Below are 15,927 nucleotides of genomic sequence, written 5' to 3' on the forward strand. Positions count from 1 at the left end.
CGTTTGCGAGGATCGGGGGTATGAGCACGCACATCGGCGCTGAGCCGGGCGACATCGCTGAACTTGTCCTGATGCCTGGGGACCCGTTGCGGGCCAAGTGGATCGCCGAGACGTTCCTGGAGGGGGCGCGCTGCTACTCGACGGTGCGCAACATGTTCGGGTACACGGGGACGTTCGAGGGGACGAGGGTCAGTGTCCAGGGGTCGGGGATGGGGATGCCGTCGGCGAGCATCTACGCCCATGAGCTGATCAACGACTACGGGGTGAAATCGCTCGTTCGGGTGGGCAGCTGCGGGGCGCTGGTCGAGTCGCTGAAGCTGCGGGACGTGGTGGCGGCGATCGGGTCGAGCACGGACTCGAACATGAACCGGGCCAGGTTCGACGGGCTGATCGACTACGCGCCGGTCGCGGACTTCGGGCTGCTGCGCAACGCGGTCGACGTGGCCGAGGCGCAGGGCATCGCCATGCGGGTCGGGCCGATCCTCGCCGCGGACGCGTTCTACACGGATCGGCCCGACCTGTACGACCGGCTCGCCGACTACGGGGTGCTCGCGGTGGAAATGGAGTCGGCCGCGCTGTACACGATCGCCGCGCGGTTCCAGGCGAAGGCGCTGACGTTGCTGACGGTCAGCGACCACATCAAGACGGGCGAGCGGACCACCGCGCAGGAGCGGGAGCAGACGTTCGGCCAGATGGTGGAGATCGCGCTGAAGGCGATCATCAGGTAGCCAGGGCGAGGGTCGGTGAGAGCCGGGCGGCCCGCATCGCGGGGACCAGCCCGGCCAGGCCGCCGACGACCAGCGTGGCGGCCAGCCCGCCGGCCGGGGCCCAGAGCGGCACCACGAAGGGCCACCCCTGCAGCAGCGCGTAGCAGCCCGTCACGGCGGTGCCCAGCAGGGCGCCGGCGGCGCCGCCGAGCAGGGACAGCAGTAGCGACTCGGTGAGGAACTGCAGCCGGATCTGGCCCCGCCGGGCGCCGAGGGCCCGCCGGAGGCCGATCTCGGCGCGGCGTTCCAGCACGGAGATGACCATCGTGTTGGCGACGCCGACGCCGCCGACGAGCAGGGCCACCGCGCCCAGGCCGAGCAGGAGGCCGGTGTACGCCGAATCGACCGCCGCGCGGGCGGCCAGGGCGTCGGAGGGGCGGGACACCTGGACCTCGTTCGGCGCTGAAGGGTTGGCGGTCGCGGCGAGCACGGCGGCGACGGAGGCGACGGCGTCCGGGTGGGTCCGGGTGTAGACGGTCGTCGGGTAGCCGTCGAAGCCGAGCAGGGCCGTGGCGGCCGGCCAGCTGACGAGCGCGGCGGTGTCGAGTTCGGGCGCCAGCGGCACCGGTGACAGCACGCCGGCGACCGTGAACCAGTGTCCGCCCAGCCAGACCCGGAGCCCCAGACCCGGCGTCCCCGGGAGGCCGAGCAGGGTGGCGGCCCGCGCCCCGAGCACCACCGTGGGCGCCGGGCCGGTCCCGAGCCATGAGCCGGCGGACATGGTCCCGCCGACGGTGGACGGCAGCGTAGGCGAGGCGGCCAGTACCGCGATGCCGCCCGTCTCCGTGGCGGGGATGCGGTCCGTCCGGTACACCCGCGAGGACACCACCCGGCCGGTCGAGGAGACCGAGGTGACCGGGCCGATCCGGGCGACCATCGCCGGCGCCGTCTCCGGCAGGTGTGACGCCTCCCCGAAGAACGACTTCCCCGGGCCGACCGCGAGCAGGTTCGTGCCCAGGGCGTCGAGCTCGCGGTCGAGCTGCGCCCGGCTCGACGTCGAGATGCCCACCACGGCGATCATGGCCGCGATCCCGATGGCGATGCCCAGCGCCGACAGCACCACCCGCAGCGGACGGGCCCGCAGCCCGGCGGTACCGACGCGGAGGACATCGAAGAAGGACAGCCTCACAGGATCCTCCCGTCGCGCATCGACACCCGCCGGGGCAGGGCCGCCGCGATGTCCCGGTCGTGCGTGATCACCACGACGGTGGTGCCGTCCGCGTGCAGGTCCAGCAGCAGCCGCAGCACCGACCGGCCGGCCGCGGTGTCGAGGTTGCCGGTCGGCTCGTCGGCGAGCAGCAGCGCGGGCGCGCCGACGAGGGCGCGGGCCACGGCGACCCGCTGCCGCTCACCGCCGGACAGCTGATGCGGCCGGTGGGTGGCCCGGTGCCCGAGCCCGACCCGCTCGAGCGCGGCGGCGGCCCGCCGGCGCCGCTCAGCGCGGCCGACCCCCGAATAGAGCAGCCCGTCGGCGACGCCGTCGAGCGCGCTCACGCCCGGCGCCAGGTGGAAATGCTGGAACACGAACCCGATCGTCGTGGCGCGCAGCCCGGACAGCCGGTCGTCGTCGAGCGTCGCGACGTCGAGCCCGGCGATCTCGACGACCCCGCTGGTCGCCCGGTCGAGCGTGCCGATGAGGTTGAGCATCGTCGACTTGCCGGATCCGGACGGGCCCACGATCGCCAGCAGCTCGCCGGCCGCCACCGACAGGGAGACGCCGTCGAGTGCCTGGATGCCGCCGGTGTACGACTTCCGCACGTCCCTGAGCGCGATCATGCCGCGGAGCCGACGGTCAGGCCCTCGCGGACGTCCGGGCCGGAGATCTCCACGCGGCCCTCGGCGAAGAGCCCGGTCGTGACGGCCACGGTCCGGACCGCGTCCCCGTCGAGGAGCTGCAGCCCGTACCCACCCTCGGCGAGGGCGACGAGCGCCGACACCGGCACGCTGAGCACGTCGTCCCGGCGCTCCGCGACGAGCGTGACGTCGACGGGCGCGGAGGAGTAGAAACCGAGCCGGTCCTGCGAGGTCAGGGACACGGTCACGGCGACGGTGACGATCTTCGGCGGCCCCTGCTCGACGGTGGCGACGGCGCCGATCGCGGTGATCGTGCCGGGCACGGTGGCGCCGTCGGGGAGCTTCACCGTCGCCTGGTCGCCGACCGTGGCCAGGCTCTGCTTGGTGACGTCGAGCCTGACCGTCACCTGCCGGTCCCGGCCGGTCCACTCCAGGACGGGGCCGGTCGCGGTGTCGCCGAGGTGCGCCTTGACGGCCCCGACCCGGACCGCGGCGGGCGCCATGACGACCCTGCCGAGCTCGACGACCCCGGTCTCCGGCAGGCCGAGCCGCTCCTGCCAGTCCCGGACCGCCGAGGCCGTCAACGACGTATACGAGTCGTCGACGGTGAACCCCTTGAACCCGAGCGCCGCGAGGTTGGCCTCGAAGGCCGCGACGTCCGCTCCTTCGTCGCCGGCGCGGAGCGTCCTGTGCAGCGGCGCGGGGGCGTACATGAGCAGCACCGGCAGACCGTCCACGTGATAGAGCGGCCCGCCCCGCTCGACGGTGCCACCCTCGGCGGGCAGTCCGGTGATCATGCCGGGCAGCCGGCCGGTGACGGTGGTCGCGGCGCCGAAGTCGAGGGTCCCGTCGACGTCCTCGGTCTCGGTGAGCGTCCCGCGGGTGATCTTCGTGGTCGCCGTGGGGGCGCGGCCGGCGGCGGGCGCCGGGTCGCGGTCCAGCAGCAGCCACCCGCCGGCGCCGGCGAGCAGCAGCACCGGCAGGGCGGTCAGCAGGACCCGCCTCACCGGCCCACCACGCCCTTGCACGCCTCCGCCGCTTCCTGGAACCCGGGGCTGCCCGCCTTCTTCATCAGGTCGGCGACGCCGCTGGCCGGGTCCGGGTCGGGCATGTCGACGCCGTGCTCGCGCATGCATTTGGCGAACTTGCGGGCCTGCTCGAGCTGCTCGGGCGAGAGGTTGCTCAGCGTGCCGCCGCCCGGCAGCAGCCGCTGGCAGGCGGGCATCGCCTCGGTGACCTTGGCGCGGTCCACGTCGGGGCCGAAGTCCAGCGTGCCGTCCGGTCCGGGGTCGGGCACCTCGACGCCGTGCTCGCGCATGCACCGGGCGAACTGCCGGTTGGCCTCCGCCTTGTCCGTGGACGGGGAGGCCGACGCGGCGGTACCCCCGCCGGCGGTGGCAACGGAAGGACCGGCGGTGGATGAACAGGCGGCCAGCAGCAGCACCGCCGTCAGCAGGATTCGTCGCATCCCCGCAGCAGACGCCTCGGCCGATAAACGGGCCGTGAACCCGCGGGCTTACCCCGGGCTTATGCGCCGTGCGGGCACCATGGACCCGTGCGGGTACTGGTGGTCGAGGACGAACAGCTGCTGGCCGACGCGGTCGCCGAAGGCCTGCGCCGGGAGTCGTTCGCGGTCGACGTGGCCTATGACGGCGACGGCGCCCTGGAGCGGCTCGGGGTCAACGAGTACGACGTGCTGATCCTCGACCGGGACCTGCCGTCGGTCGGCGGCGACGAGGTCTGCCGGTGGGTGAGCGCCGAGCTGCCCGAGACCCGGATCCTGATGCTGACGGCCGCCTCGGCGGTCCTCGACCGGGTCGACGGTCTGTCGCTCGGCGCCGACGATTATCTCGGCAAGCCGTTCGCGTTCGCGGAGCTCGTCGCGCGGGTGCGGGCGCTCGGCCGCCGGGCCAGGGCCGCGACGCCGCCGATCCTGGAGCGCGGCGACCTGCGGCTGGATCCCAACCGGCGCGAGGTGTTCCGCGGCGGGCACTATGTCGCGCTGACCCGCAAGGAGTTCGCGGTCCTGGAGGAGCTGCTGCGGGCCGGCGGCGCGGTCCTGAGCGCCGAGCGGCTCCTGGAGCGGGCCTGGGACGAGCACATCGACCCGTTCACCAACGTGCTGCGCGTCACAGTGATGACGTTGCGCCGCAAGCTCGGCGACCCACCGGTGATCGAGACGGTGGCCGGCGTCGGCTACCAGATCCCGTGAGCGGCCAGCGGAGCGGCTCGGGCCGCTCACCATGGGTGCGGGGTGGCCAGCGGAGCGGCTCGGGCCGCTCACCGTGGGTGCGGGGTGGCCAGCGGAGCGGCTCGGGCCGCTCACCATGGGTGCGGGGTGGCTCGGGCCGGCGCCGGAGCGCAGCGGAGGTGACGGCGTGAGCGGGCTGGGGATCCGGACGCGGCTCACCGTCCTGTACGGCGTGCTCTTCCTGCTCGGCGGGACGATCCTGCTCGGCGTCACGTACTTCCTCGTCAAGCAGAACATCCACCAGCGCGGGGCCGGCGCCGCCGTCGACCTGCCGGCGAACATCAAGGTCGGCGACGTCGAGATCAACCAGTTCGTCCAGCAGCTGCAGGCGCGGCAGATGGAGATCGAGCGCAACACCCTGGACGCGCTGCTCACCCAGGGCGCGATCGCGCTCGGCGTGGTGACCGTGATCGGGGTCGGGTTCGGCTGGCTGATGGCGGAGCGGGCGCTGCGGCCCGTCGGGCGGATCACCGAGACCGCCCGACGGGTGGCCGGCGGCAGCCTGCACGAGCGGATCGCGCTGCAGGGCCCGGCCGACGAGATCAAGGAGCTGGCGGACACCTTCGACTCGATGCTGGAGCGGCTCGACACGGCGTTCGACGGGCAGCGGCGGTTCGTGGCCAACGCGTCGCACGAGCTGCGCACGCCGCTGACCATCAACCGCACGCTGATCGAGGTGGCGCTGGGCCGCCCGTCGCCGCCTCCGGAGCTCGTACACCTCGGGGAGACGCTGCTCGCGGTCAACGCCAGGCACGAGCGGCTGATCGACGGGCTGCTGACCCTGGTCGCCTCCGAACAGGCGCTGACCGTGCACGAGAAGGTCGACGTGGCTTCGATCGCCCGGCACGTCACCGCCGCCGGCGGCAGCGCGCGCACCGAGCTGGAGCCGGCCGTCACCGTCGGCGACCCCGTGCTGCTCGAGCGGGTGGTGCAGAACCTCGTCGACAACGCGGCCGCCTACAACGTGCCGGACGGGACGGTCTGGGTCCGGACCCGCACGGACGGCGCGCACGCCGAGCTCGTCGTGGAGAACACCGGCCCGCTCATCCCGGACTACGAGGTGCCGCGGCTGTTCGAACCGTTCCGGCGGCTGCGGTCGCGGACCGGCTCCCAGCACGGGACGGGGCTGGGCCTGTCGATCGTGCGCTCGGTCGCCGTCGCGCACGGCGGGCGGGTCGACGCGCGCCCCCGCGACGGTGGCGGGCTCGTCGTCACGGTGACCCTGCCCACACAAAACTAACCGATCGATCGGTCTTTTAGTTGGTACGGTCATCCTATGGACGGCCGACTCCTGCGCGGTGAGCGCGCCCGCACCGCGACCCTCGACGTGGCCGTCGCGCTGGCGACCGAGTCGGGCCTGGACGGGCTCTCCTTCAGCCAGCTCGCCGAGCGGGCCGGGGTCAGCAAGTCCGGCCTGTTCGCGCACTGGTCGACGAAGGAGGAGCTGCAGCTCGCGGCCGTCGCCCACGCGGAGCGGCGCTTCACCGAGGTGGTCGTGCGCCCGGCACTGCGGGCACCGCGCGGCATCCGCCGGCTGTGGGCGCTGCAGGAGAGCCGCCTGGCCGACATGGCGAGCGGCGCACTGCCCGGCGGCTGCTTCTTCGCCAACGCGCAGTTCGAGTTCACGGTCCGGCCCGGCAGCGTCCGCGACGCGCTCAGCGCCGCCCTCGCCGACTGGCACACCCTGCTGGAGCGGCTGATCGCGGAGGCCGTCGAGCTGGGCGAGCTGCCGGCCGACGTCCCCGCCGCGCAGCTCGCGTTCGAGCTCAACGCGCTGGGCACCGCCGCGGTGTACGAGTCCCGCCTGCTGCGCGCGGACGAGGTCTACACGTATGCGCGGGCGGCCGCCCTCCAGCGGTTGCGCGCCCTGGCCCTCACCCCTGCTCTGGAAGGTCTGACATGACCGCTGCCGTCCTGCCCGGGCACGTCGCCCCGTTCGTCGTGCACTTCGACGACCTCGACGCGATGGGCATCGTGCACAACGCCCGCTACGCCGTCTTCCTGGAGCGCGCCCTGTCGCAGTGGTGGAGCGAGCGCGGCCACTCCTACGCCGGCGGCCGCCCGACCACGTCCGACGTGATGCACGCCGTCGCGGAGTACTCGATCTCCTACCGCGCGCCGGTCCGCGGCACCGGCGAGATCGGCGTCCACTTCTGGATCGAGACCCTCGGCGAGACCAGCGCCGTCTACCGATTCCGCATCCTGTCCGCCGACGGGCGGACCGTCCACGCGGAAGGCCGGCGGGTCAACGTGAAGCTCGACCCGCGCACCCTGCGGCCCGCGCCGTGGAGCGACGACGCCCGCGCGCACGCGAGCACTTTGCTCAGCTCTTAGCCGCCTTCGCCGATCCGTCCTGTATTCGATCCGGACGGAAGGTGCGACAGGATGCAGCGACGGGCCGACATCGAAGTGACCGTGCCGCGCGGGCGGCTCACCGGCCTGCTGGCGGACCTCAGCCTCAACGCGCGCAACGCCCTGGTCGTGGGCGTCGTCGCGCTGGTGGCGCTGATCATCGGCACCGCGTCGCTGTCCACGATGCTGGGCATGCGCGGCGACGTACGCACCATCAAGGCCCATCACCTGGACAGCCTCAGCGACTTCTCGGAGCTGCGCGGCGACATCGGCCTGCTCTACCGCACCGTCTTCGTCTACGTGCTGACCACGTCGTCGCCGAAGGCCACCCCGGCGCAGGTCACGGCGGCCCGCGACAACATCACCCAGGCGGACGCCGGACTCGACCGGCACCTGGACGCCTACCGCAAGGCCGCGTCGTCCTCCCCGGCCCGCCTCGCCGCCGCGGACGCCCTCGCGGCGAGCGTCGCCAACTACCGGCAGCTGCGCAACGCCGCGTTCCTGGGCGAGGGCCCCGCCGGCCGGTCGGCCGTGCCCGACGCGCAGCAACAGCAGCAGGCGGAGCAGATCGAGACGGCGCTGCTCGCCTCGGTGCAGAAGATGCAGGACCTCGAGCTCTCCGAGGCGCAGACCCGGTCCGCGCAGGTGGAGGCGAGGTTCTCGGATGCCCGCAACACCATGATCGTTGCCTATGCGGTGGGTGTACTGCTCGCGCTGGTCCTCGCGGTCTGGGCGGCCCGGCTCACCCGCCGCCAGCTGTCCAGTGTGTCCGTGGCCCTCGGCGCCGTCGCCGCGGGCGATCTGACCATGGCCGCCGAGGTGCGCGGACGCGACGAACTGGGCCGGATGGCGTTCGCCGTCAACGAGGCCCGCACCGGGCTGCGCGACACCGTCTCCTCGCTGACCGCCGGGTCCCGCACCCTCGGCCAGAGCACCTCCCGGCTCACGTCGGTGACGAAGCTCCTGGCCGGCAGCGCGTCGGAGGCCGCCCGGCAGGCCGGGCTGGTCGCCTCCTCGGCGGGCAGCGTGTCCACCAACACCCAGGCGGCGGCGGCCGGCGCCGACGAGATGGACGCCTCGATCCGCGAGATCGCCCGCAACGCCAACGAGGCGGTCACCGTCGCCGCCGAGGCGGTCACCGTCGCGGCGACCACCACCAACACCGTCTCCCAGCTCGGCGCCTCCTCCGCGGAGATCGGCAACATCGTCGCGACCATCACCGCCATCGCGACGCAGACCAACCTGCTCGCCCTCAACGCCACCATCGAGGCCGCCAGGGCCGGCGCGGCCGGCAAGGGCTTCGCGGTCGTGGCCAGCGAGGTCAAGGACCTGGCTCAGGAGACCGCCCGGGCCACCGGCCAGATCTCCGAACAGGTCAGCGCCATCCAGGTCGACACCGCCGAGGCCGTCGAGGCGATCAGCCGCATCAGCGCCATCATCTCGCGCATCAACGAGTACCAGCTCACGATCGCCGCCGCCGTCGAGGAGCAGAGCGCCACGACGAAGGAGATGAGCCGCAGCGTCGCCGACACCGCCGAGTCCTCCACCGACATCGCCACCAACATCACCGGCGTGGCCGGCGCGACCCAGCAGACCACCACCAACCTCGCCGAGGCCGACCAGGCGGTCGCCGACCTGACCCGCCTCAGCGACGAGCTCCAGCAGCTCGCCGGGCGCTTCCGCACCTGACCGCCGCCGGGGAACCTTTTTGGGTTGCCGGCGGTCCAACGGGCATGAGGCTCATCCTGGTCGCCGCCCTGGCGCTGATGCTCGCCGGCTGCACCGGCCGGCCGGACATGACGGCGAAGACGGTCCGATATCAGGCCGACTACCCGCAGTATCAGACGCTGGACGAGCTGTTCGCCGCCGCGGACCTCGTCGCCGAGGTGCGGCTCGAGGCCGGGAGCGAGGTGCGTCCCGCGACGGACACGGTGCCGATGGTGCACACGGTGTTCGCCGCCGCTGTCGTACGGGCGTACAAGGGCCGGGCACCGGCGCGGCTGGAGATCAAGCAGGGCGGCGGCCGCCACCGTGGCACGGAGCACATCGAGGAGGGCGGCATCGGCCTGCGACCCGGCGGTCACTATCTCGTGTTCGTCGAGATGTACGACGACGCGCCGGCCTCACTGCTCAACCCGGCGCAGGGGCAGTACACCCTGGAGGACGACGGCACCGTGCGCCCGGTCGGACCGCCGGGGCTGCACTTCACCCTCGCGGACCTGGCCCGGCTGACCCCCTGAGAGACCGAAACGCCGGGCGGCCCTGGTGGGCTTCCCGGCGTTCTGCCTGGTCAGGCTGGCGGAGGATACGAGATTCGAACTCGTGAGGGTTTTATCCCAACACGCTTTCCAAGCGTGCGCCCTAGGCCTCTAGGCGAATCCTCCGTGCGCCAGGATACCCATGCCTCACCGGCTCCGCGCTACGGGGTATTGTGTTCCTCAAGCCACTCGTGCGGCGTCATCTTACGAACCTCCCCAGGGCCGGAAGGCAGCAAGGATAAGTGAGCTCTGACGGGTGCACGGGTGGCGCCTTCATGTCCGGACCCCGGTCGGGTCGCTGGGCGGGTTTTGTCGGTGCCTGGAGGTACCGTGGTCCCGCTACACCGAGCCGATGACGCGAACGGAGGGACCGCTGGTGGCGCTCGCGCTGTACCGCAAGTACCGCCCTCGCACGTTCGCCGAGGTGATCGGGCAGGAGCACGTCACAGAGCCGCTGTCACAGGCGCTGCGCTCGGGCCGGCTCAACCATGCCTACCTCTTCTCCGGCCCCCGCGGCTGCGGCAAGACGAGCAGCGCCCGCATCCTGGCCCGCTCGCTCAACTGTGAGAAGGGCCCGACGCCGGACCCCTGCGGCGAGTGCGACTCGTGCCGCGCCCTCGCGCCCGACGGCTCCGGCTCCATCGACGTGATCGAGATCGACGCCGCCAGCCACGGTGGCGTCGACGACGCGCGCGACCTGCGGGAGCGGGCGTTCTTCGCGCCCGTCTCCAGCCGCTTCAAGGTCTATGTCATCGACGAGGCCCACATGGTCTCCTCGGCGGGCTTCAACGCGCTGCTCAAGCTCGTCGAGGAGCCGCCGGAATACGTGAAGTTCGTCTTCGCGACCACGGAGCCCGAGAAGGTCCTCGGGACGATCAAGTCCCGCACCCACCACTACCCGTTCCGGCTGATCCCGCCCGGCGTGCTGCGGCCCTATCTGGAGCAGCTGACCACGTCCGAGGGCGTCAAGGTCGAGCCGGCGGTGTTCCCGCTGGTCGTCCGCGCCGGCGCGGGCAGCGCCCGTGACTCGCTGTCGGTCCTCGACCAGCTGATCTCCGGCGCCGGCCCCGACGGCGTCACCTATCAGCGGGCCGTCGCCCTGCTCGGCGTCACCGACGTCGCGCTCATCGACGAGATGTGCGACTCCCTGGCCGCCGACGACGGCCGCGGCGCCTATGGCGTCATCGACCGGGTCGTCGAGGCCGGCCACGACCCGCGGCGCTTCGCCTCCGACCTGCTGGAGCGGCTCCGCGACCTGATTGTCCTGCAGCAGGTGCCCGACGCCGTCGCCAAGGGCCTGCTCGACGCCCCGCACGACCAGCTGGAGCGGATGGGCGCCCAGGCGGCCCAGCTCGGGCAGGCGACGCTGTCCCGCTTCGCCGACATCGTCCACGACGGCCTGACGGAGATGCGCGGCACCACCGCGCCGCGGCTGCTGCTGGAGCTGATCACCGCCCGCATGCTGCTCCCGGGCGCCGACGACGCCAGCAATGCGTTGCTGCAGCGTCTCGAGCGCATGGAGCGGCGCCTGCTCGCGGGCGGTCCCGTTCCCGCCCCGGCGGCGGTCCCGGCCCCTGCGGCCCAGCCCGCTGCGGCTCAGCCCACTGTTGCTCAGGCTCCTGCCGCTCAGCCGCCTGCCGAGGTTGTTCAGCCGCCTGCCGTCCAGGTCTCCGGCGTTCCGGCCCCGGCCGCCGACCGGGTCGACGGTGGGCAGCCCTCCACGTATGTCGCTCAGCCTCCCGCGCAGGAGCCGCAGGGGTATGCGGCCGAGCCGGTCACCGCGGCGGTGGAGCAGGCCCAGCCCGTTTCGCCTCCACCGGCCGCCGCTCCCGCGCCTCCGGTCCCGGCGCAGGGCGTCGGTGCGCTCGACGCCGTCGCCGTCCGCCGGGTGTGGACCGACGTGCTGTCCCTGGTGAGCGGCAGGTCCAAGAAGGCCGCGGCGATCGTCCGCGAGGCGACCGTGCAGGACGTCGAGGGCACCACGCTCGTCCTCGGCTTCAAGCACACCGCGCACGCCAACATGCTCAATGCCTCACCCGACGTGCTGATCGCCGCCCTGAGCGAGCTGCTCGGCGGCAAATGGCAGGTCAGATGCGAGGTCGGCGGCCAGCCCGGCGGCGGAGGCGGAGGCGGCAGCCGCCCCAGCCCACCCCGCCCGACACCGTCCGGCCCCGGCGGTGGGTCGCCCACGCCCTCGGCCCCCGGTGACGGCGGTCCTCGCGGCGGCCCAGCGGTGCCCCAGCAGTCCGCCGAGGGCTGGCCCACTCCTGCCCGCCCGGCGGGCGACCCTGTGCCCGTGGACGCCCGCACGGCGGCCATGAGCGCCGCGTCCCCCCACCCCTCCGGCCCGTCAGGCTCGGGCGGTTCGGCGGGCTTCGGTGGTCCGGCGGGCTCAGGCTCGGGCGGTCCGGCAGGCTTCGGCGGTCCGGCGGGTGCGGGCTCGGGCGGTCCGGCGGGCGCAGGTGACGGCTGGCCCACGCCGGCGGCCGTGCCCGGAGGTTTCCAGACAGCTCAGGCCCCGACCGGCACGTCGCAGGCCCACGCCGATCACCAGCCTTCCCAGTCGCGCGGTGCTTTCCCCGGCGGTGACCAGTCCCGTGACGGCCTTCCGCACGGCGGGCACTCCGGCGCCGGGCAGCCCATCAGCGGGTCGTCGACCCCAGGCCGGCCCGGCGGCGATATGCCCGGCAGCGGTCAGTTCAGCGGCGGCCTGCCTGGCAGCGCTCCACTCGGTGGCGCTCAGCCCGGTGGTGGATTGCCGGGCGGCGGTCAGTCGCACGGTGGTGCGCAGGGTTCTGGGCAGGCCGGCGGCGGGTGGCCGACACCGGCGGTCCCGGGCGGTGGGGCGGGGCAGTCCGACGGCTGGCCGGCACCCGCGGTGCCCGGCGGTGGGGCGGCGGGACGGTCCGACGGCTGGCCGGCGCCTGCGGTGCCGGGCGGGGCGATCCGGACGCCGTCCGGTGGGACCTTGGCTGACCCGCGCGGTTCGGCCGGCGATCAGACGCCGGCGGGTGGCGGCCAGGTGAGCGAGTGGCCCGTCACGGCCACGCCCGGGGGTTCGGCGTCAGGTGGGCAGACGCAGGTCGCGACCAGGCCGCAGGGGGACAGACCGGCGTTCAACGGCGGCGGCGGGCACGGTCCCGGTGGCGACGCGCAGGGCCTTGCCAACGGCACCCAGGGCGCGCCGGGCGGTGGTCCGGCCGCCGCGGCGCACGGTTCCAACGGTGCGCGCACGCAGGGCGGCCGGCAGGCCCCCGGCGGCAAACCGCAGAACGGTGCCCGGCCGCGCAGCGCGATCGAGCAGGCCCGGGAGGCGGCCAGCAGGGCGGCGAACGCTCCTCGCCGGGGGACGGCCGCGGCCGCGCCGGTGGTCGAGTCGGCGTGGGAGGGCATGGGGGCGGACGAGCCGCCGTATGACCCGGAGTATGACCGGCCCGTCGCCGATCCGCGGTTTCCGGGCTTGGACCCTGGGGATGAGCTGCTCGACGACGCCAACTCGGTCCGGGAGTCCAGCGAGGAGGCCGCGCTGCGGCTGCTCAGCGAGGCACTCGGGGCGGAGAAGATCGGCGAGACCACGAGCTGAGACCAACAAACCACGAGCCGAGATCAACAGAGCACGAGCTGAGACCAGCAGAGCACGAGCGGAGACCGACAGGGCGCGCTGATACCGACCGCGCACGCTGAGACCGTCGGAGCACGAGCGGAAATCGACGAGCGCGAGCTGGGATCAGCGGAGCACGAGGCAGGACCGACGGGCGTGACCTGCGACCGGAGGCTCTCCGCGGTCCGGCCGCCGCCGGAAGGACCCAGGTCAGGGCCGGGCAGAGTAACGGCGACGACAGGTTCGCGGCGGGTGCGGGTTCTGCGGCGCGACAGGCTCGCGGCGCGGGGCAGGCTCGCGGCGCGGGGGCAGGTTCGCGGTTGCCGGGGTGTGGCGGTGGCGAGACTGACCGCCGGCTGAGGTATACCAGCTACACGAGCCAGGGTAAGACCAGCTGAGCATTGACCGAATATCGAAGAGGAGCAGATCGTGCGCCCCGGTGGACAGCCCAACCTGCAGCAGATGATGAAGCAGGCGCAGAAGATGCAGCAGCAGATGGTCGCCGCGCAGGCCGAGCTGGCCGAGACCGAGCTGACCGGCACGGCCGGTGGCGGTCTCGTCACGGCCGTCGTGCGCGGGTCGGGTGAGATCGTCAGCGTCAAGATCGACCCGAAGGTGGTCGACCCGGATGACGTGGAGACCCTCGAGGACCTGGTGGTGGCGGCGCTGCACAATGCCGCGCAGGCCGCGAAGGACCTGACGGAGGAGAAGATGGGGCCGCTGACCGCGGGTCTCGGTGGGTTGGGCGGCGGCCTCGGGCTGCCCGGATTCTAACCGCCGCAGATGTACGAAGGTGCCATCCAGGACCTGATCGACGAGCTGGGCAGGCTGCCCGGGGTCGGTCCGAAGAGCGCGCAGCGGATCGCGTTCCACGTGCTGTCGTCCGACCCGTCGGACGTGAAGCGGCTCGCCCAGGCGCTGACGCGGGTGAAGGAGCTCGTGCGGTTCTGCACGCGCTGCTTCAACGTGGCGGAGTCGGACCTGTGCCGGATCTGCCGCGACCCGCGCCGCAGCGACGAGGTGTTCTGCGTCGTCGAGGAGCCCAAGGACGTCGTGGCGATCGAGCGGACGGGTGAGTTCCGGGGCAGGTATCACGTGCTCGGCGGGGCGATCAACCCGCTCGAGGGCGTGGGACCGGACAACCTGAAGGTCCGGGAGCTGATGATGCGGCTCGCCGACGGCACCTGCAAGGAGCTGATCCTCGCGACCGACCCCAACACCGAGGGGGAGGCCACCGCGACGTACCTGGCGCTGCTGGTCAAGCCGATGGGGCTCAACGTGACCCGGCTGGCCAGCGGACTTCCGGTCGGCGGCGACCTCGAATACGCGGACGAGATCACGCTCGGCCGCGCGTTCGAGGGCCGCCGAGCGGTCTGAAGCCAGCGTTCTGAAGCCAGCGGGCAGCCTGAAGCGGGCGGGCTGAGCCGGGCGGCTCAGCCCTCGGGGCGGTTCAGGATGCCGACCGCCACGGCGTGGACGGCGGCGATGTCGGCGGGGTTGCCGAGGTGGGTCTTGGTGCCGGTCACCACGTACCACTCCTCGGCGTCCTTGTACTGCACCCGCACGAGCGCGGCGCCGCTGGCGTCGACCTCGGACCGCAGGGTCAGCTCGCCGGTGACGACGCCGACCTCGTCGGTCATCACCCCGCCGGGCCCCGCCATGATGTCCGTCGTCAACGGCGCCGCCGACCCGCCGCCCGGAGCGGCCTCGGCCGAAGCACCGGCAGCGCCGGGAGCACCGGCAGCGTCGGAAGCAGAGGCACCAGCGGCACCAGCGGCACCAGCGGCACCAGAAGCATCAGCAGTACCGGCAGCGTCAGAAGCCGCAGCCCCGGCAGCCGGATCAGCGGGCGCCGCGGAAGCCGGAGACGATGCAGCAGCCGGAGCAGCCGGAGCCGCGGCCGCCGGAGTGGCAGGCGCCGAGGCGGCCTGTACATCAGCAGCGGCCGCGACTGGAGCCGCTGCCGGGGGAGTTGGTGCGGGGGCGGCCGATGCCTCCGTTGTAGCCGGTGCCGCTCCTGGCCCCGGTGCCGCGTCTGCCATTCCGGCCGCCCTTCGATCGCACGAGAAAACGAGTATGCGCGCTGCCTACTTGCAGGTCGCCAGCATGTCCGTCAGCGCCGACTTCTCGGCGGCGGTGACGGTCAGCTTGTAGAAGCTCTTCACCGTTACCCAGTCTTGCGCATACGTGCACCAGTAGGCCTTGTTCGGCGGCTTCCACGTCGACGGGTCCTGGTCACCCTTGGACCGGTTCGACTGGAGGCTGACGGCGAAGAGCTGCGGCCTGGTCAGGTCGTTGGCGAACTGCTTGCGCTGCTCGTCGGTCCACTTGCTCGCACCGGACCGCCAGCCGGCGGCGAGCGGCACCATGTGGTCGATGTCGAGCGCCTTCGGGTCGGTGAGGTCCTTGTCGTCGTACAGGCTGTGCCAGTTACCGGAAAGGATCTTGCATTCGGCGTCGGCCTTGACGTTCTTGCCGTCACGCTTGAGCACGACGTCGCGGGTGTCGCAGCCGTCGCCCTGCCCGATCCAGTGGGTGAACTTCTCGCGGCTGTAGCCGGCCATCGACCCAGCTGCGGCGACGGTGAGCTGGTCGAGCGCGGCCGCGGCGCCGGCGGGGTTGCCGGCGGGCGGCTTCGACGCGCCGGTGGTCGCACCACCGTTGCCCGCGGTGGTCGACGAGCTGGGCGCGGCCGCGCCCGGCGTGGAGGAGACCTCGCAGCTGCCGGCGCCGGTGAGCACCGTGGCGAGCGCGAGGGCGAGGATGACGGCTTTGCCGTTGGAGGGGCGCACGCCACCACTGTGCGGCATCGACGCACGCGGCGCGCGCAGCGCCACGGTGCGATTCCCGACACGAGCGGGCGACGGGCCTCGTCGAGCCGGGACCGTGGTCCCTGTCGCACGG

At 73.0% G+C, this 15,927-nt stretch carries 16 protein-coding genes, 1 tRNA gene and 1 other RNA gene; 11 read left to right on the forward strand and 7 right to left on the reverse strand.

The window, feature by feature from the left end:
• The first annotated feature begins 20 nt into the window (after positions 1-20).
• Complete coding sequence (gene deoD, locus ACZ6TV_RS02390) at positions 21-728, forward strand: purine-nucleoside phosphorylase (RefSeq protein WP_465294461.1); 708 nt, start codon at positions 21-23, stop codon at positions 726-728.
• Here deoD and ACZ6TV_RS02395 read toward each other — a convergent pair.
• Genes ACZ6TV_RS02395 through ACZ6TV_RS02410 form a run of 4 tightly spaced genes read right to left on the reverse strand, consistent with a single transcriptional unit; the run spans position 721 to position 4,029 of the window.
• A complete protein-coding gene (locus ACZ6TV_RS02395) occupies positions 721-1,896 on the reverse strand; it encodes an ABC transporter permease (protein ID WP_465294463.1) in 1,176 nt (391 codons plus the stop codon). The two genes, deoD and ACZ6TV_RS02395, sit on opposite strands and share 8 nt — an antisense overlap.
• The gene (locus tag ACZ6TV_RS02400; RefSeq protein WP_465294465.1) at positions 1,893-2,543 is read right to left on the reverse strand and encodes an ABC transporter ATP-binding protein; all 651 of its coding nucleotides are present in this window, start codon (positions 2,541-2,543) and stop codon (positions 1,893-1,895) included. The genes ACZ6TV_RS02395 and ACZ6TV_RS02400 overlap by 4 nt, the downstream gene beginning before the upstream one ends.
• Positions 2,540-3,568 (reverse strand): peptidoglycan-binding protein, encoded by a 1,029-nt coding sequence (locus ACZ6TV_RS02405; protein ID WP_465294467.1) that lies wholly within the window; start codon positions 3,566-3,568, stop codon positions 2,540-2,542. Before ACZ6TV_RS02405 ends, ACZ6TV_RS02400 begins: the two co-directional genes overlap by 4 nt.
• Entirely contained in the window at positions 3,565-4,029 is a 465-nt protein-coding gene (locus tag ACZ6TV_RS02410) for a hypothetical protein (protein WP_465294469.1), read from the reverse strand. The genes ACZ6TV_RS02405 and ACZ6TV_RS02410 overlap by 4 nt, the downstream gene beginning before the upstream one ends.
• An 87-nt stretch (positions 4,030-4,116) precedes the next feature.
• Here ACZ6TV_RS02410 and ACZ6TV_RS02415 point away from each other — a divergent pair, with 87 nt between their 5' ends.
• The 6 genes from ACZ6TV_RS02415 (at position 4,117) to ACZ6TV_RS02440 (ending at position 9,404) form a co-directional block, all read left to right on the forward strand.
• Positions 4,117-4,773, forward strand: coding sequence for a response regulator transcription factor (locus ACZ6TV_RS02415; RefSeq protein WP_465294471.1), 657 nt, complete (start codon positions 4,117-4,119; stop codon positions 4,771-4,773).
• A gap of 166 nt (positions 4,774-4,939) precedes the next feature.
• Positions 4,940-6,052, forward strand: coding sequence for a sensor histidine kinase (locus ACZ6TV_RS02420; RefSeq protein ID WP_465294473.1), 1,113 nt, complete (start codon positions 4,940-4,942; stop codon positions 6,050-6,052).
• 36 nt (positions 6,053-6,088) lie between these two features.
• Positions 6,089-6,715 (forward strand): TetR family transcriptional regulator C-terminal domain-containing protein, encoded by a 627-nt coding sequence (locus ACZ6TV_RS02425; protein WP_465294475.1) that lies wholly within the window; start codon positions 6,089-6,091, stop codon positions 6,713-6,715.
• On the forward strand, positions 6,712-7,146 hold the full coding sequence (locus ACZ6TV_RS02430; protein ID WP_465294477.1) for an acyl-CoA thioesterase: 435 nt from the start codon (positions 6,712-6,714) through the stop codon (positions 7,144-7,146). Before ACZ6TV_RS02425 ends, ACZ6TV_RS02430 begins: the two co-directional genes overlap by 4 nt.
• Before the next feature lie 51 nt (positions 7,147-7,197).
• Entirely contained in the window at positions 7,198-8,853 is a 1,656-nt protein-coding gene (locus ACZ6TV_RS02435) for a methyl-accepting chemotaxis protein (protein WP_465294479.1), read from the forward strand.
• A gap of 44 nt (positions 8,854-8,897) precedes the next feature.
• On the forward strand, positions 8,898-9,404 hold the full coding sequence (locus tag ACZ6TV_RS02440) for a hypothetical protein (RefSeq protein WP_465294481.1): 507 nt from the start codon (positions 8,898-8,900) through the stop codon (positions 9,402-9,404).
• Between the two features lie 56 nt (positions 9,405-9,460).
• Here the strand turns inward: ACZ6TV_RS02440 and ACZ6TV_RS02445 are convergent.
• A tRNA-Ser gene (locus tag ACZ6TV_RS02445) sits at positions 9,461-9,548 on the reverse strand.
• A gap of 55 nt (positions 9,549-9,603) precedes the next feature.
• Here ACZ6TV_RS02445 and ffs point away from each other — a divergent pair.
• The 4 genes from ffs (at position 9,604) to recR (ending at position 14,400) form a co-directional block, all read left to right on the forward strand.
• An RNA gene (gene ffs / locus ACZ6TV_RS02450) (signal recognition particle sRNA small type) lies at positions 9,604-9,697 on the forward strand.
• Between the two features lie 101 nt (positions 9,698-9,798).
• Complete coding sequence (locus ACZ6TV_RS02455) at positions 9,799-13,005, forward strand: DNA polymerase III subunit gamma and tau (RefSeq protein WP_465294903.1); 3,207 nt, start codon at positions 9,799-9,801, stop codon at positions 13,003-13,005.
• A gap of 471 nt (positions 13,006-13,476) precedes the next feature.
• On the forward strand, positions 13,477-13,797 hold the full coding sequence (locus ACZ6TV_RS02460; protein ID WP_465294905.1) for a YbaB/EbfC family nucleoid-associated protein: 321 nt from the start codon (positions 13,477-13,479) through the stop codon (positions 13,795-13,797).
• 9 nt (positions 13,798-13,806) lie between these two features.
• Positions 13,807-14,400: a recombination mediator RecR gene (gene recR / locus ACZ6TV_RS02465; RefSeq protein WP_033364926.1), complete on the forward strand. Its 594-nt coding sequence runs from the start codon at positions 13,807-13,809 to the stop codon at positions 14,398-14,400.
• A gap of 56 nt (positions 14,401-14,456) precedes the next feature.
• Here the strand turns inward: recR and ACZ6TV_RS02470 are convergent, their stop codons facing one another.
• Together ACZ6TV_RS02470 and ACZ6TV_RS02475 are read right to left on the reverse strand one after the other, a co-directional pair.
• On the reverse strand, positions 14,457-14,699 hold the full coding sequence (locus ACZ6TV_RS02470; protein WP_465294484.1) for a hypothetical protein: 243 nt from the start codon (positions 14,697-14,699) through the stop codon (positions 14,457-14,459).
• A 411-nt stretch (positions 14,700-15,110) separates the two neighbouring features.
• Positions 15,111-15,815, reverse strand: a complete 705-nt coding sequence (locus ACZ6TV_RS02475; RefSeq protein ID WP_465294486.1) for an HNH endonuclease family protein — start codon at positions 15,813-15,815, stop codon at positions 15,111-15,113.
• Positions 15,816-15,927 lie beyond the last annotated feature (112 nt).

The organism is Dactylosporangium sp. NPDC051087, from assembly GCF_055586325.1.

What these genes read in the sequence shown, in the direction of transcription:
- ACZ6TV_RS02440 (WP_465294481.1), top strand. Translation starts at nt 8,898, where the DNA reads ATGAGGCTCATCCTGGTCGCCGCCCTGGCGCTGATGCTCGCCGGCTGC.
- recR (WP_033364926.1), top strand. Translation starts at nt 13,807, where the DNA reads ATGTACGAAGGTGCCATCCAGGACCTGATCGACGAGCTGGGCAGGCTG.
- ACZ6TV_RS02430 (WP_465294477.1), top strand. Translation starts at nt 6,712, where the DNA reads ATGACCGCTGCCGTCCTGCCCGGGCACGTCGCCCCGTTCGTCGTGCAC.
- ACZ6TV_RS02425 (WP_465294475.1), top strand. Translation starts at nt 6,089, where the DNA reads ATGGACGGCCGACTCCTGCGCGGTGAGCGCGCCCGCACCGCGACCCTC.
- deoD (WP_465294461.1), top strand. Translation starts at nt 21, where the DNA reads ATGAGCACGCACATCGGCGCTGAGCCGGGCGACATCGCTGAACTTGTC.
- ACZ6TV_RS02410 (WP_465294469.1), bottom strand. Translation starts at nt 4,029, where the DNA reads ATGCGACGAATCCTGCTGACGGCGGTGCTGCTGCTGGCCGCCTGTTCA.
- ACZ6TV_RS02400 (WP_465294465.1), bottom strand. Translation starts at nt 2,543, where the DNA reads ATGATCGCGCTCAGGGACGTGCGGAAGTCGTACACCGGCGGCATCCAG.
- ACZ6TV_RS02435 (WP_465294479.1), top strand. Translation starts at nt 7,198, where the DNA reads ATGCAGCGACGGGCCGACATCGAAGTGACCGTGCCGCGCGGGCGGCTC.